Consider the following 21,567-nt stretch of genomic DNA (forward strand, 5'->3'; position numbering starts at 1 on the left):
GGGAATACGGACTATTCAGCTGAAGCTGTCATCAAACGTTGAAGCCCAGGGCGCGGAGCTGGTCCCGGCCGTCGTCGGTGATCTTGTCCGGGCCCCACGGCGGCATCCAGACCCAGTTGATCCGCAGGTCCTGGACCAGACCGTCGGTCGCGGTGCGGGCCTGGTCCTCGATGACGTCGGTCAGCGGGCAGGCCGCCGAGGTCAGCGTCATGTCGATGGTGGCGACGTCGCCCTCGTCGATGTGCACACCGTAGATCAGGCCCAGGTTGACCACGTCGATCCCCAGCTCGGGGTCGACCACGTCCATCAGGGCCTCCATCAGGTCGTCCACGGCAACGGTGCCCGCGGTCGTCCCGACGAAGGTGCTCTCCGCCGCCGGCGTCTCCGCCGCGGCCGTGTCAGTCGCGGCCGTGTCAGTCGTCTCGCTCATGCGCTTTCCCTCACAGGGGTACCGGCCAGGGCCTGCGCCGTGGCGTCCTTCCAGGCCATCCAGCTGAGCAGGGCGCACTTCACCCGCGCGGGGTACTTGGAGACCCCGGCGAACGCGACCGCGTCGTCCAGGACCTCCTCGTCACCCTCGGACTGGCCCTTGCTCTGCATCAGCTCCAGGAAGGCCTCCTGGATCCGCTGCGCCTCCCCCAGCTGCTTGCCGACCAGCAGGTCGTTCAGCACCGAGGCGCTCGCCTGGCTGATCGAACAGCCCTGCGAATCGTACGAGATGTCGGCGATGGTGCCGCCGTCCAGCCGCACCCGCAGGGTGATCTCGTCACCGCAGGTGGGGTTGACGTGGTGCACCTCGGCGTCGCCGTCCCGCAGGCCCTTGCCGTGGGGGTGCTTGTAGTGGTCCAGGATGATGTCCTGGTACATCGAGTCCAGCTTCATGGTCTCCCGCCGCCCTTCAGCCGAAGAAGTTCCGCACGTGGTGCAGACCGTCGATCAGCGCGTCCACCTCAGCCTCGGTGGAGTACAGATAGAACGACGCCCGCGTGGTCGCCGGAATTCCGTAGCGCAGGCAGACCGGCCGCGCGCAGTGGTGGCCGACCCGGACCGCGATGCCGTGCTCGTCCAGCACCTGACCGACGTCGTGCGGGTGGATGTCGCCGAGCGTGAAGGAGATCGCCGCGCCCCTGGCCTCGGCCGTGGTCGGGCCGATGATCTTCAGGTCGGGGACTTCCTGCAGGCGGCGCAGCGCGTACTCGACGATCTGGTGCTCGTGCGCGGCGATGTTGTCCATGCCGAGCGCGGTCAGGTAGTCGATGGCCGCGCCGAGCCCGATCGCCTGCGAGATCGGCGGGGTGCCGGCCTCGAACTTGTGCGGCGCCGGGGCGTAGGTGGACGAGCTCATCGACACGGTCTCGATCATCTCGCCGCCGCCCAGGAACGGCGGCAGGTCCTCCAGCAGCTCCTGGCGGCCCCAGAGCACGCCGATGCCGGTCGGGGCCAGCATCTTGTGCCCGGTGAAGGCGACGAAGTCGGCCTCCAGCGCCTGCACGTCCAGCGCCATGTGCGGGGCGGCCTGCGAGGCGTCGATGACCACCAGCGCGCCGACGTCCTGCGCGCGCCGGACGATGGTCTCGACCGGGTTGACCGTGCCCAGGATGTTGGACACCAGCACGAACGAGACGACCTTGGTCTTCTCGGTGATGATCTGGTCGATGTTCGACAGGTCGAGCCGGCCGTCGTCGGTCAGACCGAACCACTTCAGCTTCGCGCCGGTGCGCTGCGACAGCAGCTGCCACGGCACGATGTTGGAGTGGTGCTCCATCTCCGTGATCACGATCTCGGAGTCGGCGTCCACCCGGTACGGCTCGTCGGCCCAGCCCAGCATGTTGGCGACCAGGTTGAGCGACTCGGAGGCGTTCTTGGTGAAGACCACCTCGTCCCGGCTGGGCGCGTTGATGAAGGACGCGACCTTGTCACGGGCGCCCTCGTAGAGCGCCGTGGCCTCCTCCGCGAGCGTGTGCACGCCGCGGTGGACGTTGGCGTTGTGCTGCTCGTAGTACGTGTTCATGGCGTCGAGCACCTGGCGGGGCTTCTGCGAGGTGGCCGCGCTGTCCAGGTAGACCAGCGGCTTGTCACCGTGCAGCAGCCGCTGCAGGACCGGGAAGTCCTTGCGGATCGCGTCGGTGTCCAGCGCCGTGATGCCGGGAACAGAGAGAGAGGTATGGGTCACTCGACGCCGCCCGTCTGGTTCGCTCCGCTCGCGGAGCCACCCTTCGCGTACTTCTCGTAGCCCTCGTTCTCCAGCTCGTCGGCGAGCTCCGGGCCACCGGACTTGACGATCTTGCCCGCCGCGAAGACGTGCACGAAGTCGGGCTTGATGTAGCGCAGGATGCGCGTGTAGTGGGTGATCAGCAGGGTGCCGACCTCGCCGCCCGCCTGTACCCGGTTGACGCCCTCGGAGACCACCCGCAGCGCGTCCACGTCGAGGCCGGAGTCGGTCTCGTCGAGGATCGCGACCTTGGGCTTGAGCAGCTCCATCTGGAGGATCTCGTGGCGCTTCTTCTCGCCGCCGGAGAAGCCCTCGTTGACGTTGCGCTCGGCGAAGGCCGGGTCCATCTGCAGGTCGGCCATGGCCGCCTTGACCTCCTTCACCCAGGTGCGCAGCTTGGGCGCCTCACCGCGGATCGCGGTGGCCGAGGTGCGGAGGAAGTTGGAGACCGAGACGCCGGGGACCTCGACCGGGTACTGCATGGCCAGGAAGAGACCGGCCCGGGCCCGCTCGTCCACGGTCATCGCGAGCACGTCCTCGCCGTCCAGCAGCACGGTGCCGCTGGTGATCGTGTACTTGGGGTGTCCGGCCAGAGAGTAGGCCAGGGTGGACTTGCCGGAGCCGTTGGGGCCCATGATGCCGTGCGTCTCGCCCTGCTTCACGACGAGGTCGACCCCGCGCAGGATCTCGCGCGGACCGGTCTCGGCCTCGACGGAAACGTGCAGGTCGCGGATTTCAAGGGTTGCCATGGGCTCAGGACTCCTGGGTGACGGAGACGAGCACATCGTCCCCTTCGATCTTTACGGGGTACACGGGAACGGGCCGGGTCGCGGGCAGCCCGGAGGGCTTGCCGGTGCGCAGGTCGAAGCTCGACCCGTGCAGCCAGCACTCGATGGAGCAGTCGTCCACCTCGCCCTCGGAGAGGGAGACGTTGGCGTGCGAGCAGATGTCGTTGATCGCGAACACCTCGCCCTCGGTACGCACCAGCGACACCGGGACGCCGTCTATCTCGACGCGCTTGGGGGTGTCCGCCTCAAGCTCGCTCAGAGCGGCGACACGCACGAAGCTCATGCGACGGTCCCCTCCAGCTCCGCGTCGATGGTGGCCAGCAGCCGCTCCTGCAGCTCGGGCAGGCCGATCTGCTGGACCAGCTCGGCGAAGAAGCCGCGCACCACCAGGCGGCGCGCCTCGTCGGCCGGGATGCCGCGGGACTGCAGGTAGAACAGCTGCTCGTCGTCGAAGCGGCCGGTCGCGGAGGCGTGTCCGGCGCCGACGATCTCGCCGGTCTCGATCTCCAGGTTGGGGATCGAGTCGACCCGCGCACCGTCGGTGAGCACCAGGTTGCGGTTGAGCTCGTAGGTGTCGGTGCCCTCGGCGGCGGCGCGGATCAGCACGTCGCCGACCCAGACCACGCGGGCGTCGCGGCCCTGCAGCGCGCCCTTGTAGGCGACGTTGCTGCGGCAGTGCGGGGTGTCGTGGTCGATGAAGAGGCGGTGCTCCAGGTGCTGGCCGGCGTCGGCGAAGTACAGCCCGAACAGGTCGGCCTCACCACCGGTGGATCCGTAGACCACGCGCGGGTGCAGCCGGACCAGGTCGCCGCCGAAGGTGACCACCACGGACTTGAACGAGGCGTCCCGGCCGACCAGCGCGGTGTGCTGGCCGACGTGGACCGCGGTGCCGTCCCAGTCCTGGATGGAGACCACGGTGAGCTTGGCGCCGTCGCCGATCAGGAACTCGACGTTGGCGGCCAGCACGGCGTCACCGGTGTGCTCGATGACGACCTGGGCCTCGGAGAACGCGCCGACCTCGATCACCTGGTGGGAGTAGGCGGTGCCGCCCTGGCCGTGGACGGTGATCCGGATCGGCTCGGTGAGCTGGGTGTCGCGCGGCACCGAGACCAGGCCGGCCTTCTCGAAGCCGCTGAACGCCTGGGCGGCGACCCGGTCCACCGGCTTGCCGGCCCTGCCGACCCGCGGGTCGGTGCGGTCCACCAGCTCGACCACGACACCGGCCGGGGCGCTCACGTCGACCTTGAGCGCGTCGGCGTCCGCGACGGCGCTGCCGTCGTGCAGCCCGCGCAGCCGCTGCAGCGGGGTGAACCGCCAGTTCTCCTCGCGACCGGTCGGGACCGCGAAGTCCGCGACGTCGTAGGAGGCGACGGCCTGCGCGCGGGCGTCGACGGGCTGGACCGCGACGGTGTCGCGACCGGTACCGGGCCCGGCCAGCTGGGCACCGGCGCCGGCGGTGCCGACCTCGATGGAGCCGGCCGTGGTCGAGCCGCCGGGAGTGGTGCCGGCGGCGTTCGAAGGCGTGTCAGCCATAGCTGTCGTACTGCTCTCTTTCACGGTAGGTGGGAGGATCCGAAGACTGCCGGGCGGTCAGCCCACGGAGCCTTCCATCTGCAGCTCGATCAGCCGGTTGAGCTCCAGCGCGTACTCCATCGGCAGTTCCTTGGCGATCGGCTCGACGAAGCCGCGGACGATCATCGCCATCGCCTCGAACTCGGTCATGCCCCGGCTCATCAGGTAGAAGAGCTGGTCCTCGCTGACCTTGGAGACGGTCGCCTCGTGGCCCATGGAGACGTCGTCCTCGCGCACGTCCACGTAGGGGTACGTGTCGGAGCGGGAGATGGTGTCCACCAGCAGCGCGTCGCAGAGCACGTTCGACTTGGCCCCCTTGGAGCCCTCGCCGATCTCGATCAGGCCGCGGTACGAGGTGCGGCCGCCGCCTCGCGCCACCGACTTGGAGATGATGTTGGACGAGGTGTTGGGCGCCATGTGGACCATCTTGGCCCCGGCGTCCTGGTGCTGCCCGGCGCCGGCGAAGGCGATCGACAGGGTCTCACCCTTGGCGTGCTCGCCCATCAGGTAGACGGCCGGGTACTTCATGGTGACCTTGGAGCCGATGTTGCCGTCGACCCACTCCATGGTGGCGCCCTCGTAGGCGACGGCGCGCTTGGTCACCAGGTTGTAGACGTTGTTCGACCAGTTCTGGATGGTCGTGTAGCGGCAGCGGCCGCCCTTCTTCACGATGATCTCGACCACGGCGCTGTGCAGCGAGTCCGAGGAGTAGACCGGCGCGGTGCAGCCCTCGACGTAGTGGACGTAGGCGTCCTCGTCGACGATGATCAGCGTCCGCTCGAACTGGCCCATGTTCTCGGTGTTGATCCGGAAGTAGGCCTGCAGCGGGATCTCGACGTGCACGCCCTTCGGCACGTAGATGAAGGAGCCGCCGGACCACACGGCGCTGTTCAGCGAGGCGAACTTGTTGTCACCGACCGGGATGACGGTGCCGAAGTACTCCTGGAACAGCTCGGGGTGCTCCTTCAGCGCGGTGTCGGTGTCGAGGAAGATGACACCCTGCGCCTCCAGCTCCTTGTTGATCTGGTGGTAGACCACCTCGGACTCGTACTGGGCGGCGACACCGGCGACCAGGCGCTGCTTCTCCGCCTCCGGGATGCCCAGCTTGTCGTAGGTGTTCTTGATGTCCTCGGGCAGGTCCTCCCAGGACTCCGCCTGCTTCTCGGTGGAGCGCACGAAGTACTTGATGTTGTCGAAGTCGATCCCGCTGAGGTCGGAACCCCAGGTCGGCATGGGCTTCTTGTCGAACAGCTTCAGGCCCTTGAGGCGCAGCTTGAGCATCCACTCGGGCTCGGACTTCTTCTCCGAGATGTCACGGACGACCGCCTCGGACAGCCCGCGCTTGGCGGCAGCGCCCGCGGCGTCGGAGTCGGACCAGCCGAACTCGTAGGTGCCCAGGCCCTCAAGCTCCGGGTGAGCGGTGGTGGTCATTCGGGGTTCCTCCCGGAGACTGGCGAACTGTCATTGGCGTGAGAAGAAGGGGTGGAGGCGCTGGGCACGAAAGTGGTGCACACGCCGTCGCCGTGGGCGATGGTGGCCAACCGCTGCACATGGGTGCCCAGCAGCTGCGAGAAGACCTCGGTCTCGGCCTCGCAGAACTGCGGGAACTGCTCGGCGATGTGCGCGACCGGGCAGTGGTGCTGGCAGAGCTGCTCTCCGAGAGGGGCACGCCGCACCGTGGCAGCGTACCCGTCCGTGGACAGCGCCCCGGCGAGTGCCTCGGCGGGACTGCCGTCGCCCTTGGCCTGACCCTCGGCGAGCGCGGCGCGGTAGCGCACCGCGTCCTTGGCCAGCCGGGCCCGGGCGAAGGCCGCCAGCGCCTCGCGGCCGGCCTCGCCACCACCGGCGGCCTCCGCGAGGAAGCGCAGCGCGTCGGCGGCCAGCTGGTCGTAGGCCTGGTAGAAGGCGTCCCGACCGGAGTCGGTGAGCAGGAACACCTTGGCCGGACGGCCCCGGCCGCGGTGCCCGTAGACCTTCTGCTCACGGGCCGTGACCAGCCCGGAGGCCAGCAGCGAATCCAGGTGGCGGCGTACCGCCGCCTGGGTCAGGCCCAGCCGGACGGCGAGGTCCGCGGCGCTGCTCGGGCCGTGGTCCAGGATGGAGCGGGCGACCCGGTCCCGCGAGGACCCCACGGCCACGTGCGCGTGAGCAGCAGCGCCGGAGGTCACGGACCCGGCCGGCAGGGACCCGGGCAGTACCGTTCCGGAGACGGCGGACTCGGGGACGGAGGGTGCGGGCACAGAGGCATGGGCGGTCGTCGCGACCGCCTCGATCCCCCCGCTGATCTCCCGCATGTTTTTCACAACACCATTGTTGCGTAATTCATCCCGCAGGAACAACTCCCCTCCGAGATCCGCCGCTGTCTGATGAATCACTAAGGACTGCCTAACCTGACCAGCGCAAACAGCGCCCTCGTAGACTCTTCGCCATGCACTCCCAAGAGCCCGCCGTCCTGGTGACCGGGCTGGTCAAGCGGTACGGCGACACGACGGCCGTGAACGGCCTCGACCTCACCGTCCGCCGTGGCAGCGTCACCGCCGTCCTCGGCCCGAACGGGGCCGGCAAGACCACCACCATCGAGACCTGCGAGGGCTACCGCCGCCCCGACGCCGGAACGGTGCGGGTACTGGGCCTGGACCCGGTGGCGGACGCCGCCCGGCTGCGTCCACGAATCGGGGTGATGCTGCAGTCGGGGGGCGTCTATCCCGGCGCGCGCGCCCTGGAGATGCTCCGGCACACCGCGCGACTGCACGCGCACCCGCTGGACGTGGACGCCCTGGCGGCACGGCTCGGCCTGGACTCCTGCGGCCGCACCAGCTACCGCCGGCTCTCCGGCGGGCAGCAGCAGCGGCTGGCGCTGGCCATGGCCGTGGTCGGCCGCCCGGAACTGGTCTTCCTGGACGAGCCCACCGCCGGACTCGACCCGCACGCCCGCCGCGCCACCTGGGACCTGGTCCGCGACCTGCGCGCCGACGGCGTGAGCGTGGTGCTCACCACCCATCACATGGACGAGGCCGAGCAGCTGGCCGACCACGTCGCCATCGTCGACGGCGGCCGGGTGATCGCCGAGGGCAGCCCCGACGAGCTGTGCCGCGGCGACGCGGGCAACACCGTGCGCTTCCAGGCCCGCCCCGGCCTGGACCTGCAGACGCTGCTCAAGGCGCTCCCGGACGGCAGCGACGCGACCGAGCCCAGCCCGGGCAGCTACCTGGTCGAGGGCACCGTGGATCCGCAGCTGCTGGCCACCGTCACCACCTGGTGCGCGCAGGCCGGGGTGATGCCGGAGCGGCTCGCGGTCGAGCGGCACACCCTCGAAGACGTCTTCCTCGAACTGACCGGACGGGACCTGCGCGGATGACCAGCCACTCGCCCACCAGCGACGCACCGAGCAGCGACGCACCGAGCAGCGACGCACCGAGCGGCCCGGCGACGGGCGGCCCCGCGGCGGGCGGCCTCGCCCCCCGGCCCGGCGCCGCACCGATCGGCCGGATGCTGCGCGCGCAGACCGGCCTGGAGACGTCGCTACTGCTGCGCAACGGCGAGCAGCTGCTGCTCACCGTGATCATCCCCAGCGTGCTGCTGGTGCTGTTCAGCGCGGTCGACATCGTCGCCACCACCGGACCGGGGGCCCGGGTGGACTTCCTCGCGCCCGGACTGCTCGCCCTCGCGGTGATGTCCACCGCGTTCACCGGCCAGGCCATCGCCACCGGATTCGAACGCCGCTACGGGGTACTGAAGCGGCTGGGCGCCAGCCCGCTGCCGCGCTGGGCGCTGATGACCGCCAAGACCGGCAGCGTGCTGATCACCGAGGTGCTGCAGGTCGCACTGCTGTCGGCGATCGCCTTCGGGCTCGGCTGGCATCCGCACGGCAACCCCGTCGCGGTGGCCCTGCTGCTGCTCCTGGGCACGGCGGCCTTCTCCGGCCTCGGCCTGCTGATGGCCGGCACCCTGCGGGCCGAGGCCACCCTGGCCGCCGCCAACCTGGTGTTCATCCTGCTGCTGCTGGCCGGCGGGGTCATCGTGCCGCTGGCGAAGTTCCCCGCCGCGGTGCGCCCGGCGCTGGAGGCGCTGCCGATCAGCGCGCTGTCCGACGGGCTGCGCTCGGTGCTCCAGCAGGGCGCCGCGCTGCCCTGGGCCGACCTGGGCATCCTGGCCGCCTGGGCGGTCGTGGCCCTGGCCGCCGCCGCGCGCTTCTTCCGCTGGGAGTAGCCGTTCGGGTGGGAGTAGCCGTTCGGGAGTGGCCCTTGGGGAGCAGCCGTTGCACGATCGGAACACAGGGCTCCAGATCCACCGCCCGTACGGCCAACCCCGGTGCCCCGCTGGCTGGTTGACCGTGCGGCAGGCCGCGCGCCCGAGCGCCGCGGGTTCCGGTCCGCATGCGCGGCGAATCGATTGGGCAGCTATGTCGCTTTTCCCATGAATTGACAAGACCACTGGGGAAATTGACTATGTGTGGAGCTGCTGGGGGAGGCGCACACAATTCCGCCACTGATACCCGTGGTACCGGACCAAGGGACCACGCCGGTCACCCCAGGGCTCCATTCATCCTGGCCTGACCTCCTCAAGGGGAATTCGTGTCCCACTCTCGTCGTACCGCCTCCCTGGTGCGCATAGCCGGCGTCGGCTCGGCCGCGCTCGCGCTGGGCCTGGCCGCGGCCGGCACCGCCTCCGCCGCCGAGTCCCACGGCATGCACGGCACCGGCGCGAACACCGCTGCCGCCTGCAGCTTCACCATCAACGGCGTGCCCTTCACGCCGAACGGCCGCCTCCCCGAGCTGTTCGCCACCGCGGACGGCAAGGTCACCATCAGCGTCACCGCCGCCAAGGACCGGACCTGCCAGGTCTCGCTGGCCTCGTACCTGACCGAGGGCCCGACCTGGGAGACCTCCGGCGTCCAGACCTTCGTCGACTACTCGACCGTCGACCTGAGCAACGGTCAGACCGGCACCCTGTCCACCAAGGTCCCGGCCGAGGGCTGCTTCGCGCAGGTCGACCTCTACAAGGGCGCCACCATCTTCGACGGCGGCGACCAGCCCGGCCACGGCAAGCTGCCGGTCGGTCCGGACCAGGCCGTGATCGGCAGCGCCAAGCTGGCGTGGTGGAACGGCGGCGTGAACAAGTGCGCCCCCACCCAGTCGACCGGCGGCACCACCACCGGCGGCACGACGACCGGCGGCACGACGACCGGCGGCACGACGACCGGCGCCACCACCGGCGGCGGCACGACCGGCGGGACCACGGGCGGCACCACGGGTGGCGGCACGACCGGCGGCACCACCACCGGCGGGACGACGACGGGCGGCACCACCACCGGCGGCACCACGGGCACCACCACGGGTGGCGGCACCGGCGGGACCTCCCCCAGCGCCAAGCCCAGCTCCTCGGTGGACGCCACCACCAGCGCCTCGGCGTCGGCCTCGCCGAGCACCAGCCTGGCCGAGACCGGTGGCGGCAGCAGCAGCGGCACCATCGCCGGCATCGGCGCGGCCCTGATCGTCGCCGGCGGCGGCGCGGTCTTCGCACTGCGCCGTCGTTCGGCCGCCGGTCGCCACTGACCGGTAGCGCGCCCGCACGAATCCGGGGCGCGGGGAGCCGCAGCACTGCGGCTCCCCGCGCCCTTCGTCGTCCCCCGCGGGGGGCGGCGAAAGATCGCCCGGCACGCAATCTACGATGAATCCGTGCGTACCCCCTTCTCCCTCCTCGCCGAGCGCGTCACCGTCTCGGACCGGATCGTCCGCTGGACCGCGTTCGCGACGCTGGTGATGAGCGTGCTGGTAGTCGTCACCGGCGGCGCGGTCCGGCTGACCGGCTCCGGCCTCGGCTGCCCGACCTGGCCCACCTGCACCGGCGGCAGCATCGCCACGACGCCCGCGATGGGCGTCCACGGCATCATCGAGTTCGGCAACCGGATGCTCACCGACGTGCTGTGCGTGGTGATCGGGGCGGCCATCATCGCCGCGCGCTGCGCCAAGCCGTGGCGCCGCAGCCTGACCCGGCTGGGCTGGGCCCAGTTCTGGGTCACCGTGTTCGAGGCGGTGTGGGGCGGTGTGACCGTGCTCACCCACCTCAACCCCTTCGTGGTCGCGGTGCACTTCCTGGCGTCCCCGGTGCTGATCCTGAGCGCCCTGACGATGTGGCAGCGCTCCCGCGAGGGCGACGGCGAGCCGGTCCGCACCGTGGGCCGCCCGGTGATCCAGCTGTCCCGGCTGACCATCGGGGTGACCGCGCTGCTGATCGTGGCCGGCACCCTGGCCACCGGCACCGGCCCGCACTCGGGCGACGGCACCGCGGTCAAGCGGATGCCCTTCGACTGGGAGAAGGTCACCCAGTTCCACGCCGACTTCGCCATGGTCACCATCGGCCTCGCCCTGGCCATGGTGTTCGTGCTGCTCGCGGTGGACGCACCGGCCGCCCCCCGGCGCCGCGCGGTGGAGTTCGTCCTGGTGCTGCTCTCCCAGGCCGTGATCGGCTATGTGCAGTACTTCACGCACCTGCCCGAACTCGTGGTCGGCGTGCACCTCCTGGGCGCGGCCCTGGTCTGGGTGGCCGTGCTGCGGCTGCACCTGTCCCTGCGCACCCGACCCGCCGTCGGCGCGCTGCCCCGCCCCGCGAACATCGAGGCGGTCGCCGGCGATCTGGCCGGCGTCTGACAGCCCTGCAGGTGAGGCCCCGTGCGGACGTCCGCACGGGGCCTCACCTGCAGGGCTTGCGTTGTCGGGGCTCAGCTCTCCACCGGATCAGCAGCGTTCGAAGCTGCTCGCGACCGGGAAGTACGCCTCCAGGAAGGGCGTCAGCAACTGCGTCTGCGCCTGCGCCTGCGCCGAGGTGGAGACGGTGTCGTTGATGCAGAACACCTGCAGGTCGCGGTCGGCGATGGCCCGGCCGAGCCGGCGGGTCGCGGTCCGGTGCGACAGGTCGATGTAGTCGTAGAGCAGCTCGCCCGGTACCGACCGCCCGGTGTGGTAGCCGTAGTAGTGCGCCAGCGAGGAGGCGACGGAGAGGTCCATCGGGCTACGGAAGCGCGACCGTGCGGTCCGCTGGTACTCCTCCGCGAACTGCTCCTCGATCTCCGCTAGGACACTGCGTCTCAGCGCGTGCGGGACATGCTTCATCTTCGCGATCAACGTGGTGCCGAACTCGGCTTCGATCAGCCGGCGGTTGTTCTTCCCCGCCGCCGCCACCGGGGCGTCCAGGTGGGAGGGCGTGCCGTGCGGCACCAGCGCGGGGGACGGGAAGAACCGACTGATGCCGTTGGAATGGAAGAAGGCGTTGGGCGTCAGCGGCGAGGCGAGGAAGACGTCGTCGTTGAAGTAGAGGAACTGCTCGGAGAGGCCTTCGATGTGGTGCAGCTGCGACTCGATCGCATGGGAGTTGAACGTGGGCAGCAGCCCGGCGTCGCTGAAGATCTCCCGGTGGCTCACCACCCGCAGCCGGGGGTGTTCCGAGACCAGCCAGTCGGGCACCTGATCGTCCGTGACCAGGTAGACCGTGCGGATCCACGGGGCGTTGAGCTCCAGGGCACGCAGCGAGTAGCGCAGTTCGTCCCGGCTCAGGTAACGGGCGTCGTTGGCGGCTTCCTCATGGCTCTCGGTGGCAAGCTCCCCGGCGTACTCGGCCCGGCGAAGCTGCCACTTCTCGTCAGCGCCGTCCACCCAGGTGAAGACGGCGTCGATGGGGAAGCGGATGTCGTTCGGGACGGGGACCGCGAACTCCTCCCGGGAGCGCACGGTCGCGCCACCCAGGGAGTCCTGGGCCACGAGCCGGGTGAAGGTGTCCCCGGGGACATCGACGGGGTTGCCGTCGACCCGGAGCTGCACGGCGCTGCGGTTGCTTCGCGGCGCGATCAGTTCCCCGTCGCGCTCGGTCCAGAACTCGATGTCGCAACCGTGCTCGGGCCCCATGACCAGGCGGCCGGTGGGGTCGGCGAGGAACCAGGTGAGCCGGAACACCGGGACGGAGTCGATCTTGCGCCAAGCGGACTGACGCTGCGTCGGTTCCACGTGCTTCGGCGTGGTGTTGCCCTGCGGCATGACGGCGAGATAGCCGGGACGCTCCCGGCAGAGGGCCGCGAGCGCGCGCAGCGCGGAGCGGCGCTGGCTCTCCGGGATACCGACGCTGGGGGCGAGGTCGTTTCCCCCGCGCACGCAGAAGTAGTCGATCCCGGCGGCGTCCAGGGCGTCGGTGACGGACGCCCGGTTGGTCCGGTAGGCGGTGAGCGGGGAGAGGCCGTCGACGACGAAGGCCACGCGCGGCACACCGGCGGCGGTGATCGCCCGGCGCCCTGCGCCCTTGAACAGCCCGGGGTTCGAGCGGATCCTGAGCCTGGTGCGAAGCTGCCCCGCCTGGCGCCGAAGGGCCGTGGCGGAGGCTATCGCCTCCATGACCTGGGTCCTGGCGTCATGCGAGACGCGTCTGGCTATCCTGCGCCGGGTGTCTTCGGTGAGCGCCCTGCGGTAGACCCGCACCAGCGTGGAGGCCTCGGGGTTCCGGTTCACCAGACTGCCCGCAGGGCTCGCCTGCGAGTCCACTCGTGAGTGGTTCCCGTCGTTCATGGCTTGTCCCCCGGCTGCAACACAGGCACGTGCGCAGATAGGCCGTGCCGACAAGATCATTAAATGTACGCAACAAGACCGTTCGACAGAACTGCACGTTGCCTACGGGCAACATTCATATCATGTTCACCGTATTGAGCTGGGGACCTCACAGCGCCCACCGGGCCCAGGGGGCGACTCATCCCGATTTCAGCACCTGCAGAGGCGGGTTGAAGATGAACGTATCCTCTATCAGCGTGACCAAGACGTCATGAAAATCTCACATCCCGTTCGAATCGCCCGAAGGCAGTGGAAACCTGCATGAACAGTGACTGGAAGCGGCGCACAGCGCTGCGGGTGTCCACCGCACTCGGCGTCGCGGTGGCACTCGATGCCGTCCGCTCGGCACGTGAGCGGGGCCGAGCGCTTCCGCTGCCGCGAAAGGTCATCGCACTTGCCCCGGGCAGCGCCGCACCCCGCCAGGGCTCAGCCGGGCTGATGCAGTTGTGCGCTCATCCCGACGACGACCTGTACTTCATGAACCCGGACCTCCAACTCGCCATCCGCGCCGGAGCCGACGTCACCAGCGTCTACCTGGCAGCGGGAGAGGCGGACGGGCGGAACGCCGACACCCGCGATCCGCAGCGCCGGAAGACCCCGGTCGACTTCCCCGGCTACGCCGAGGCCCGGCAGAACGGGCTGCGCGCCGCCTACGCCGACATGGCGACCGGGGACCGCCGCTCCCCTTGGCGTCGCGAAGTCGTGCAGGTCACGCCGAACGTCATGGTCGAGCGAGACATCCTGCTGGCCGCGCCGCGCGTGCGGATCTACTTCTTCAGCACCCGCATCGCCGCACAGCGGGAGGCCGGGATCCTGCACGGCCCGACCAGCGCGCAGCGGCTGCGGCTGCTCTGGAACGGGGTCGAGTCCACCCTCTCCACCTTGGTCACCAGGGACTCCCCGCTCAGCCGGTCCCAGCAGTGGACCAGGCAGGACCTCATCGACGCGTTGGCGGTGCTGCTGAAGCAGCATCAGCCGACGGTCGTCCACACGATGGACCCCGACCCGGAACACGCGTCCTACAGCGCCACCCGCGGCGTCACTTCCAGCGACCACCAGGACCACACCGCTACGGCAGAGTTCGCGCTCGCCGCACTGGCCGTCCACCGCGCGGAAACCGGCGCGGCACCCCTGGTCGTTCCCTTTCGGGCATACGCCAACACCAGCTGGCCTGCCAATCTCTCCGAGCAGGAGTACGCACAGAAACTGGCGCTCCTGAGCGTGTACGGCGGCGCCGTCCCGGATTGCACCGACGGAATGTGCGGAGACCGCCAGGTCTTCGACGGTGCGGCCAGCCGAGGCTACGGTCAAAGCATCTGGCCTCGCTACGAGTTGGGCGCGGACTGGCTCCGTCGTGACCGGGACGGCCGACTGTGGGCCTTCGTCGTGCGCAACGGGGGCGTCAGCATCCGGACCCAGTCGCAACGAGACTCGGCAGACTGGTCCGGACCGGTGGACGTTCCGACGAACCTGCCCGGAGCCGTGATCATGCCCTCCCTCGCCGTGGCGGAGGACGGCGAGGGACGGATCCATCTGGTCGCGCTGGCCCGCACGGCATCGGCTTCCCGGGGCCATGTGCGGGTTCAGGTGGTGCTCTGCTCCCAGGAGGAACCCGGCGGCGCCTTCGGCCCGTGGACGAGCCTCGGCAACCCGCAGGGCCATACCCAAACGCAGGCGTTGACCAGGGAGGTCGGCACTCCCGTCGCCGCATTCGACAGCAGCGGCATGCTGCATGTGTTCGTCCGCAACTTTGCCCACGGCGTCAGCTTCGCCAACCGCCCCCCGGGCGGTTCCTGGGGTGGTTGGCACGATCTGAAGGGCCGCGACGTCCAGGACGCCCTGACCGCCTTCACCCGTGCCGACGGCGGCGTCGAACTGATCGCGCCCACCAGGACCGGCATCCTCCGCTGGTCCCAGGCCGCGCCGGGCCAGCCCCTCGGGCCGACCGTCCGCCTTGACGTCCCCCCGCCCGCCAGCCCGGTCACCATGACGGAGTCCGCAGCCCAGGAATTCACGCTGCTGTATCGCGAGGCCGGTACCGCTCAGGTCATGTCGCTGGCCCTGCCCCGCTCGGGCTCCGCCGAATTCACCCTGAAGCCGGTCGGCGAGGGCGGCCACGGCGGAACCGGACCCATCGCCGCGGTGACCACGGACGATGGCACATTCCTGGCACACAGGAACCTCCATGGTAACGTCGCGTGGCGCAGCGCCGGCGGCGACAGCGGCGCGCCCTGGACGGACACCGATCAATTCCTGGTTCACGCTCCGGTTGCCGCCTTGGACGCCGGCGGCCGCATCTGCGTCGCGGTCGTCGGGCTGGACGGCGGGATCCACCTCAGCCAGCAGTCAGGTAGCAGGCCTGTACCCGGCCTGACCCCATGGAGAGCACTGTGAGTCGCCACACCCACGCGCTGAAGGTGGTCAGCCGCTCAGCCCGCATCGTCTGGAACAGGTCTCCCCTGGCCGGCAAGCGCGACTACGTGCAGCGACGTGTCGTCGTGGGTGTCAGCGAGGGCAGCCGTGCCCTGGTGCACAACCTGCGCGCCCCCTTCAGCGCGGGGACGGTGGCTGAGGTGGAGTACGCCGCCGTTCTCGACGGGCACACCCTGAACGTCCTCGCTCCGCTCCCCCGGTCCGCGCGCCGCGCGGAGACGGCGCAGCTCGTCCTGGAGCACGGGAGCACCCGACTGCGGGTCGATGCCCGGCTCCGCCCGGGCCCTGACGGTGTGTCCGGTGTCGAGGCCACACTCCTGCTCGGCGAACGGATAGGCGGCCTGGCCGTCGCTCCAGGCCGCTGGCGAATATCGGTCGAACTGGTCGGACCCGACGGCACCCCTGCGGTGCTGGCCCTGATCGGCCCCGGCCGCCCCACAGCGGTGAAGGGCCCGGCCGGGAGCTTCAAGGTCTGTCCGCGCACTGGAACCCGGTACCGCACCGGGCTGACCTCGACCGGACAGTTGAGGTTGAGCGTGGCCCCGCCGGTCGCGTCCGCGGAGCTCGTCCGAGTGAAGACCGGACTCACTTCCCTGTCCGTCGACTTCCGGCTGCTGGCGCTGCCCGCCCAGGGTGCTCAGCTGCTGCTCGTCACGGACGGCACCCGGCTGACCCTGCCCTTCGAGGAGCTTCCGGGCCACGACGGACTGCTTCGGTCAACCGTGCCGCTGCGAGACGTGTTCACCCGCTCCTCCGGGGCCCGCACCTGGGAGTTCTCCGTCCAGGCCGGCCAGGGGCGCCGTCTCCCGCTGCAGCGACGCGCCCACGACCTGTACGCCCCAGGCCGGTTCATGACCCTCCCGCGGGTCTCCGGCGTCGCCGCCGACGGCGCGATCTGGCACGCCCGTCCTCGCTTCTCCCGGACGATGACGCTGCAACTCCGTTCCTACCCAGCCCAAGGCATCGCCGCCCCGGCCCCCACCTCGACGGGACGCTCTCTGTGAAGATCACATTCCTGCTCACCACCGCCGACGCCATGGGCGGTACCGAGCGTGTCGTGTTCACGCTGGCGGACCTGCTGGCGCGGAAGCACCAGGTGGAGGTGCTGAGCATCTTCAAGACCAGCAGTGAGCGCTTCTTCACCGCCGGCGACACGTTCCAGGTCCGCTACCTGGTCGACAACACAGGTCCGGAGCCCCGCCCGGTCAGGCCGAGCGACCAGCCGCAGTCCCTGTTCTCCGGCCTGGCCGCGCTCCCGTCGGAGGTGGTCGACCCCGCCTGGGAAGGCATGTTCAACCGTCTGTCCGACGTTGAGCTGCGAACCCACCTGGCGACTACGGACACTGACGCGGTGATCGCCACCACGCCCTCCCTCATGGCGCTGCTCACTCGATTCGCCCCCGAACACATCCTGCGCCTCGCCCAGGAACACCGGGTGTCGGAGTTGCGCGGCCCCAGTGGCGCACCACTCATGACCTGCGCTCCGCTGCTGGACGCCATGGTCGCCCTCACCGAACCGACCCGGGTCTGGTTCGCGGAATCCCTCGGCGACGCGGCGCCCCTGCTGGCCACCATCGGCAACCCCCAGCCCGAGGGGTTCCGGCCGCGATCGAGCGGCGAGTCCCGCACGATCCTGACCGCGGGTCGACTGGTCGCCGAGAAGCAGATCGACCACGCCATCCGTGCCTTCGCGGCGGTCGCCGACCGGCACCCGGACTGGAGCCTGCGCATCCTCGGCGACGGTCCCAAGGCCAAACCCCTGCGCCAGCTGGCCATCGAGCTGGGGATCCGCGACCAGGTGCAGTTCCTCGGCAGCACCCAGGACATGCCGGAGGAGTTCGCCAAGGCCTCGCTGTCCCTGATGACCTCGCGCAACGAGGCCTTCCCGCTGGTGCTCATGGAATCGCTGGGCTCCGGAGTACCCGTGGTCTCCTATGCCTGCCCCAACGGGCCGGGGGAGATCATCACCGACGGCGTCGACGGGACCCTGGTCCCCGTCGACGACCTGGACGGTCTGACGGCAGCGCTTGACGACCTGATGGGCGACTCCGCCAAGCGACGCGCCTTCGGCGAGGCCGGTATCCGCAATATCCAGCGCTTTTCGGCGGAGAAGATCACCGCGCAGTGGCACGGGCTGCTGGAGTCGCTGGAGCAGGACCGCCGATCCGGCGTTCGCGAAGGACAGCGCGCCGCGCGGATGCTCACGCTCGCCGCGGTCAACGCCGGCGGCGGGCCGACCCCCGCATCGAAGCCCGCCGCGGCGCTCGGGGTTCGCCACCTCGACCAGAAGGCTCAGGAAGTCCGCCTCGAAGCCCTGCACGACGGCAGTATCGTCCGGGCCGGCGGTCAGATCTGCCGGGTCGACGACGAACTCTTTCCGTTCGAACTGATGCAGGCCAATCTCGACCTGGTCGTCGATCTGGCAACGGAACTGGGCATCCCCTACGTCTACACCAGGACCCGGCTCCTCCGGCACAGCGTCGCCATCGCGGCCGAGTACCAGAAGAAGTTCATCAGCGCACTCGTCGAGCGCTACCGCGACCGGCCGGTCTACGCGGCGCTGCTCAACAAGCGGGGCGCGGTCAGTGCCACGTCCCTGGCCTCCCTGCTGAACCCGGACTCACTGCAGGAGCTGCCCGGGCTGCGCCTCTTCGAACCGGTGGTCACCCGCTCGCGGACGATCCGGCTGGGCGAGGTCTACGGGTGCACCGTGGCCTTCTGGAAGCAGGAGATCACCACCGAACTCGACCCGGAGACAGGCGAGGAGGGCGCCGAGCTCTCCGACACCGTCGTCATCACCGGCGGTACCGTGTTCGGCCCGGACCTCCCGCTCGCGGCTCTGCAGCGGCCGGCCACCGTGCGTCTGGGCGACAAGGACTACACCACGATCGAGGCGTTCACCGTCAGCCTGCTGGACGACGTCGACTTCCCCGTCGATGCCGTCTACACCTGGGTGAACGACCAGGACCCCGCCTGGAACGAACGCCGGAACGAGGCGCTGCGAGCTCGCGGCGAGGACACCTCCGAGTCCTCGGGCCACGCCGCACGGTTCCGGGACCGGGAGGAGCTGCGCTACTCGCTCCGCTCCCTGGACATGTACGCACCCTGGATCCGCACCATCTACCTGGTCACCGACGACCAGACGCCGTCGTGGCTCGACACCGCACATCCCAGGGTCAGGGTGGTGAGCCATCGCGAGATCTTCGGGGACACCGGGAAGCTGCCCACGTTCAACTCCCACGCCATCGAGAGCCGGCTGCACCGGATCCCCGGCGTCTCCGAACACATCCTCTATCTCAACGACGATGTGTTCTTCGGCCGCCCGATCAAGCCGGAGGCGTTCTTCAGCGGTGTCGGAGAGCCGAAGGTGTTCCGCTCGCAGACCACCGTCCCGCCGCTCCCGGCGGATGACACGGAAGAGCGCTTCTTCGCCGCGGCGAAGAACAACCGAGAACTGGTTCACCAGGCATTCGGGCGCTATGTGTCCAACACGTACCTGCACACTCCGCATCCGCTGCTGCGGTCCGTCCTCGAGGAGTTGGAGCAGCGCTTCCCGGAACAGGTGGCAGCCACCGCGGCGGCGCAGTTCCGGAGCCCCACCGACCTCGCCATCCCGTCCTCCCTGCACCACAGCTACGCGCTGGCCGCAGGAAAGGCCGTGCCCGGAACCATCGCCAGCGGTTTCGTCAACATCGGCCTGCGCGAACAGCATCCCAAGCTGAACGCCCTGCTGTCGAAGCGCGCCCAGGACGTGTTCTGCCTCAACGACTTCCACGACGGCGATGTCAGCGAGGAGGAGCAGGCGGAGATCCTTACGGTCTTCCTCGCCAGTTACTTCCCGACGCCGAGTCAGTTCGAATCCAACAGCGTACGCAACTCGCGATATGTCTAGAACGTAAGGACATCCATGGGACTGCTTAGTCGCTCTGCATCCACGACGCACCAGGCTGCAGCCACGAGTCGGGCAGCAGCCGACCGCACAGTGCTGCACATCTGCGCGCACACCGACGACGATCTCTACTTCATGTCCCCTGACCTTCTCCACGCGGTGCGCTCCGGAGCCCGGATCGTCAGTGTCTACCTGACCGCCGGCGAGGCCGACGGCAGGAACATCCCGACCAACCAGGCCGACCGACTGAGCCGGCCCCAGGACTTCGAGGGTTATGCCCGAGGCAGGCAGTGGGGGATCCGAACCGCGTACGCAGCGGCCGCAGGGTGCCCGGAGCCGGCCGACCAGCCCTGGCGGGACGAGACGTTCAAGGCCGGGGACGGGTTGATCGGCGAGATCAGCACGCTGGACCGGGCCGGGGGGATCACCCTGGTCTTCCTCAACCTTCGTATGAGCGAGGCTGACGGGGTCCCCCTGGTCCTGCGCACGCTCTGGAACGGCGAGGCGGACTCCGTCGTGGCGCTGTGCCCGACCCACAGCGTGATCCCCGAGGGCTCGGGCAGCGGTCGGATCACCCGGGAGGGACTGCTGGGCACCCTGGTCGAACTACTGGACAGCCACCGGCCGACCACCGTACGCATCCTGGACCCCGACCCCTGGCACACCAGCTACGACGCGGGCACCACCACTGCCCAGTACTGCGACCACCAGGACCACACCGCGTCGGCCCTCTTCGCCCTGGAGGCGCTTCGGCGCTACAACGCGGCCGGCCACGACGTGCCGGTGCAGGTGCAGAGCTATGTCGGCTACGGCAACAAGCTGTGGCCGGACAACCTCAGCGCCTCCGCCGCGGCTGAGAAGTTCGCCCATATCGACATCTACGGGGGAACCGGTCAGGACCTGCATCCTGACCACATGTACCGCGGCGACCGCCAGTTGGGCAATCGCGCCTACAACCGCTGGTACGGACAGAGCACGACCCATCGCTGGCTGGGCAGCACGACCTGGCTCCAGGCCGAGCACGGTGGCGGCCTGGTGGCCTTCGGCGTGCGCAACGGAATCCCTGTGCGCTGGACGGGAACGGCCGATGGGGGGTCGTGGTCGGAACCGAAGCCGCTGGGTCAGTGGCCGCTGGAGGAGATGGGCGAGTGCCTCCCGCATCTCGAGGCGGTGCGCGACGTGAGTGGACGTCTCCACGCCGTCGGCGTCAGCACTCGACTCGGCCCCAAACCCGAAGACCATGTGCGCTGTGTCATGGCGATCTCCCAGAGCACGGTGGGAGGTGGCTTCGGCGCATGGGAGAAGCTCGGTGGGCCGAACCCCACACCGGCCGTCAAACTGCGCGAGATCGGCATGCCGCAGGCGATCGCGACGGCCGGCAGCGGCGTACGGTTCGTCGTGCGCAACTTCGGTACCGGTCTGAGCAGTCGCGCTCGGGACACGCATGGATGGGGACCCTGGGAGGACCTGGGCGGTGGCAGCCAGGAGGGCGCCGGCCTGATCACCACCTCCCGAGGAGAGCTTGAGATCTACGCGAACACCAAGGTCGGAATCCTTCGCTGGTCGCAGCCCGCCCAGGGACACCCGTTCCGGCAGGACTACGCGACCCTGATCAACAAGTCGTCCGCACCGCTGGCTCTGGTCGAACAACCGGACGGGCGGCTTGCGATGTTCGCCCGTCAGCCCGGCACCGGATGGATCGTCGGGTACAGGCAGCGCAAGGCCAAGGGCACCTGGAACCCGCAGCCCGAGTTCCTCGGGGGCGTCGGGGGGTACGGCCGCATCGTGACCGTGCTGTCCCCGGACGGCGACAGCGTCGTCCTGGTCACCGGAAACGGCGCCGGCGGCCTCAGTGTGTCCCGGCAGTCGCTGACCGGCGCTCCCTGGAGCCCCGACTGGCAGGACATCGGCGGAGTCCCCTACGTTCACGCGCCTTCGGCGACCCTGGACGAATCCGGCCGACTCGTTGTCGCCGTCCAGGGCATCGACACACACCTTCATTTGCGCACAGCCAGGTTCAGAAGGAACGGGGAGCTGGCCTTCGGTCCTTGGTGGACCGCCACGCGCTGAACCGGACGGCCA

General features: G+C 69.7%; 17 protein-coding genes. 8 read left to right on the forward strand and 9 right to left on the reverse strand.

Features of this window, described 5'->3' with window-relative positions:
• Positions 1 to 31: 31 nt before the first annotated feature.
• From ABH925_RS02810 to ABH925_RS02845, 8 genes are all read right to left on the reverse strand, one after another.
• The gene (locus ABH925_RS02810; RefSeq protein WP_370145404.1) at positions 32 to 319 is read right to left on the reverse strand and encodes a metal-sulfur cluster assembly factor; all 288 of its coding nucleotides are present in this window, start codon (positions 317 to 319) and stop codon (positions 32 to 34) included.
• A 107-nt stretch (positions 320 to 426) separates the two neighbouring features.
• A complete protein-coding gene (sufU, locus tag ABH925_RS02815; protein WP_370145117.1) occupies positions 427 to 882 on the reverse strand; it encodes a Fe-S cluster assembly sulfur transfer protein SufU in 456 nt (151 codons plus the stop codon).
• A 16-nt stretch (positions 883 to 898) separates the two neighbouring features.
• Positions 899 to 2,173 (reverse strand): cysteine desulfurase, encoded by a 1,275-nt coding sequence (locus ABH925_RS02820; RefSeq protein ID WP_370145118.1) that lies wholly within the window; start codon positions 2,171 to 2,173, stop codon positions 899 to 901.
• Entirely contained in the window at positions 2,170 to 2,961 is a 792-nt protein-coding gene (sufC, locus tag ABH925_RS02825; RefSeq protein ID WP_370145119.1) for a Fe-S cluster assembly ATPase SufC, read from the reverse strand. Before sufC ends, ABH925_RS02820 begins: the two co-directional genes overlap by 4 nt.
• A 4-nt stretch (positions 2,962 to 2,965) precedes the next feature.
• Positions 2,966 to 3,283, reverse strand: a complete 318-nt coding sequence (locus tag ABH925_RS02830; RefSeq protein WP_370145120.1) for a non-heme iron oxygenase ferredoxin subunit — start codon at positions 3,281 to 3,283, stop codon at positions 2,966 to 2,968.
• Complete coding sequence (gene sufD / locus ABH925_RS02835; RefSeq protein WP_370145121.1) at positions 3,280 to 4,533, reverse strand: Fe-S cluster assembly protein SufD; 1,254 nt, start codon at positions 4,531 to 4,533, stop codon at positions 3,280 to 3,282. The genes ABH925_RS02830 and sufD overlap by 4 nt, the downstream gene beginning before the upstream one ends.
• 57 nt (positions 4,534 to 4,590) lie before the next feature.
• Complete coding sequence (sufB, locus tag ABH925_RS02840) at positions 4,591 to 6,003, reverse strand: Fe-S cluster assembly protein SufB (RefSeq protein WP_370145122.1); 1,413 nt, start codon at positions 6,001 to 6,003, stop codon at positions 4,591 to 4,593.
• Positions 6,000 to 6,866, reverse strand: a complete 867-nt coding sequence (locus ABH925_RS02845) for a helix-turn-helix transcriptional regulator (RefSeq protein ID WP_370145405.1) — start codon at positions 6,864 to 6,866, stop codon at positions 6,000 to 6,002. Before ABH925_RS02845 ends, sufB begins: the two co-directional genes overlap by 4 nt.
• 134 nt (positions 6,867 to 7,000) lie before the next feature.
• On the opposite strand from ABH925_RS02845, the gene ABH925_RS02850 reads away from it, so the two are divergent.
• From ABH925_RS02850 to ABH925_RS02865, 4 genes are all read left to right on the forward strand, one after another.
• Complete coding sequence (locus tag ABH925_RS02850) at positions 7,001 to 7,930, forward strand: ABC transporter ATP-binding protein (protein WP_370145123.1); 930 nt, start codon at positions 7,001 to 7,003, stop codon at positions 7,928 to 7,930.
• A gap of 131 nt (positions 7,931 to 8,061) precedes the next feature.
• Positions 8,062 to 8,781 carry an ABC transporter permease gene (locus ABH925_RS02855; RefSeq protein ID WP_370145406.1) on the forward strand — a complete coding sequence of 240 codons (720 nt, stop codon included), beginning with the start codon at positions 8,062 to 8,064 and terminating at the stop codon, positions 8,779 to 8,781.
• Positions 8,782 to 9,146: 365 nt separating this feature from the next.
• The gene (locus ABH925_RS02860) at positions 9,147 to 10,127 is read left to right on the forward strand and encodes a hypothetical protein (protein ID WP_370145124.1); all 981 of its coding nucleotides are present in this window, start codon (positions 9,147 to 9,149) and stop codon (positions 10,125 to 10,127) included.
• Between the two features lie 123 nt (positions 10,128 to 10,250).
• Entirely contained in the window at positions 10,251 to 11,222 is a 972-nt protein-coding gene (locus tag ABH925_RS02865) for a heme A synthase (RefSeq protein WP_370145125.1), read from the forward strand.
• Between the two features lie 87 nt (positions 11,223 to 11,309).
• On the opposite strand, the gene ABH925_RS02870 is transcribed toward ABH925_RS02865, so the two are convergent.
• Positions 11,310 to 13,124, reverse strand: coding sequence for a stealth family protein (locus tag ABH925_RS02870; protein WP_370145126.1), 1,815 nt, complete (start codon positions 13,122 to 13,124; stop codon positions 11,310 to 11,312).
• A gap of 300 nt (positions 13,125 to 13,424) precedes the next feature.
• On the opposite strand from ABH925_RS02870, the gene ABH925_RS02875 reads away from it, so the two are divergent.
• From ABH925_RS02875 to ABH925_RS02890, 4 genes are read left to right on the forward strand one after another with little or no spacing between them, the layout of a single operon-like run.
• Positions 13,425 to 15,557 carry a PIG-L family deacetylase gene (locus ABH925_RS02875; protein WP_370145127.1) on the forward strand — a complete coding sequence of 711 codons (2,133 nt, stop codon included), beginning with the start codon at positions 13,425 to 13,427 and terminating at the stop codon, positions 15,555 to 15,557.
• On the forward strand, positions 15,554 to 16,600 hold the full coding sequence (locus ABH925_RS02880; RefSeq protein WP_370145128.1) for a hypothetical protein: 1,047 nt from the start codon (positions 15,554 to 15,556) through the stop codon (positions 16,598 to 16,600). The genes ABH925_RS02875 and ABH925_RS02880 overlap by 4 nt, the downstream gene beginning before the upstream one ends.
• Positions 16,597 to 19,488 (forward strand): stealth conserved region 3 domain-containing protein, encoded by a 2,892-nt coding sequence (locus tag ABH925_RS02885; RefSeq protein WP_370145129.1) that lies wholly within the window; start codon positions 16,597 to 16,599, stop codon positions 19,486 to 19,488. Before ABH925_RS02880 ends, ABH925_RS02885 begins: the two co-directional genes overlap by 4 nt.
• A 15-nt stretch (positions 19,489 to 19,503) precedes the next feature.
• Positions 19,504 to 21,555, forward strand: a complete 2,052-nt coding sequence (locus ABH925_RS02890) for a PIG-L family deacetylase (protein ID WP_370145130.1) — start codon at positions 19,504 to 19,506, stop codon at positions 21,553 to 21,555.
• Positions 21,556 to 21,567 lie beyond the last annotated feature (12 nt).

The organism is Streptacidiphilus sp. EB129 (assembly GCF_041262645.1).
Taxonomy (GTDB): Bacteria; Actinomycetota; Actinomycetes; order Streptomycetales; family Streptomycetaceae; genus Streptacidiphilus.

Excerpts from the sequence above, each read along its gene's own strand:
- ABH925_RS02810 (WP_370145404.1), bottom strand. The coding sequence starts at position 319 with ATGGAGGCCCTGATGGACGTGGTCGACCCCGAGCTGGGGATCGACGTG.
- sufB (WP_370145122.1), bottom strand. The coding sequence starts at position 6,003 with ATGACCACCACCGCTCACCCGGAGCTTGAGGGCCTGGGCACCTACGAG.
- ABH925_RS02875 (WP_370145127.1), top strand. The coding sequence starts at position 13,425 with ATGAACAGTGACTGGAAGCGGCGCACAGCGCTGCGGGTGTCCACCGCA.
- sufD (WP_370145121.1), bottom strand. The coding sequence starts at position 4,533 with ATGGCTGACACGCCTTCGAACGCCGCCGGCACCACTCCCGGCGGCTCG.
- ABH925_RS02890 (WP_370145130.1), top strand. The coding sequence starts at position 19,504 with ATGGGACTGCTTAGTCGCTCTGCATCCACGACGCACCAGGCTGCAGCC.
- ABH925_RS02870 (WP_370145126.1), bottom strand. The coding sequence starts at position 13,124 with ATGAACGACGGGAACCACTCACGAGTGGACTCGCAGGCGAGCCCTGCG.
- sufU (WP_370145117.1), bottom strand. The coding sequence starts at position 882 with ATGAAGCTGGACTCGATGTACCAGGACATCATCCTGGACCACTACAAG.
- ABH925_RS02855 (WP_370145406.1), top strand. The coding sequence starts at position 8,062 with ATGCTGCGCGCGCAGACCGGCCTGGAGACGTCGCTACTGCTGCGCAAC.
- ABH925_RS02830 (WP_370145120.1), bottom strand. The coding sequence starts at position 3,283 with ATGAGCTTCGTGCGTGTCGCCGCTCTGAGCGAGCTTGAGGCGGACACC.
- ABH925_RS02850 (WP_370145123.1), top strand. The coding sequence starts at position 7,001 with ATGCACTCCCAAGAGCCCGCCGTCCTGGTGACCGGGCTGGTCAAGCGG.
- sufC (WP_370145119.1), bottom strand. The coding sequence starts at position 2,961 with ATGGCAACCCTTGAAATCCGCGACCTGCACGTTTCCGTCGAGGCCGAG.
- ABH925_RS02845 (WP_370145405.1), bottom strand. The coding sequence starts at position 6,866 with ATGCGGGAGATCAGCGGGGGGATCGAGGCGGTCGCGACGACCGCCCAT.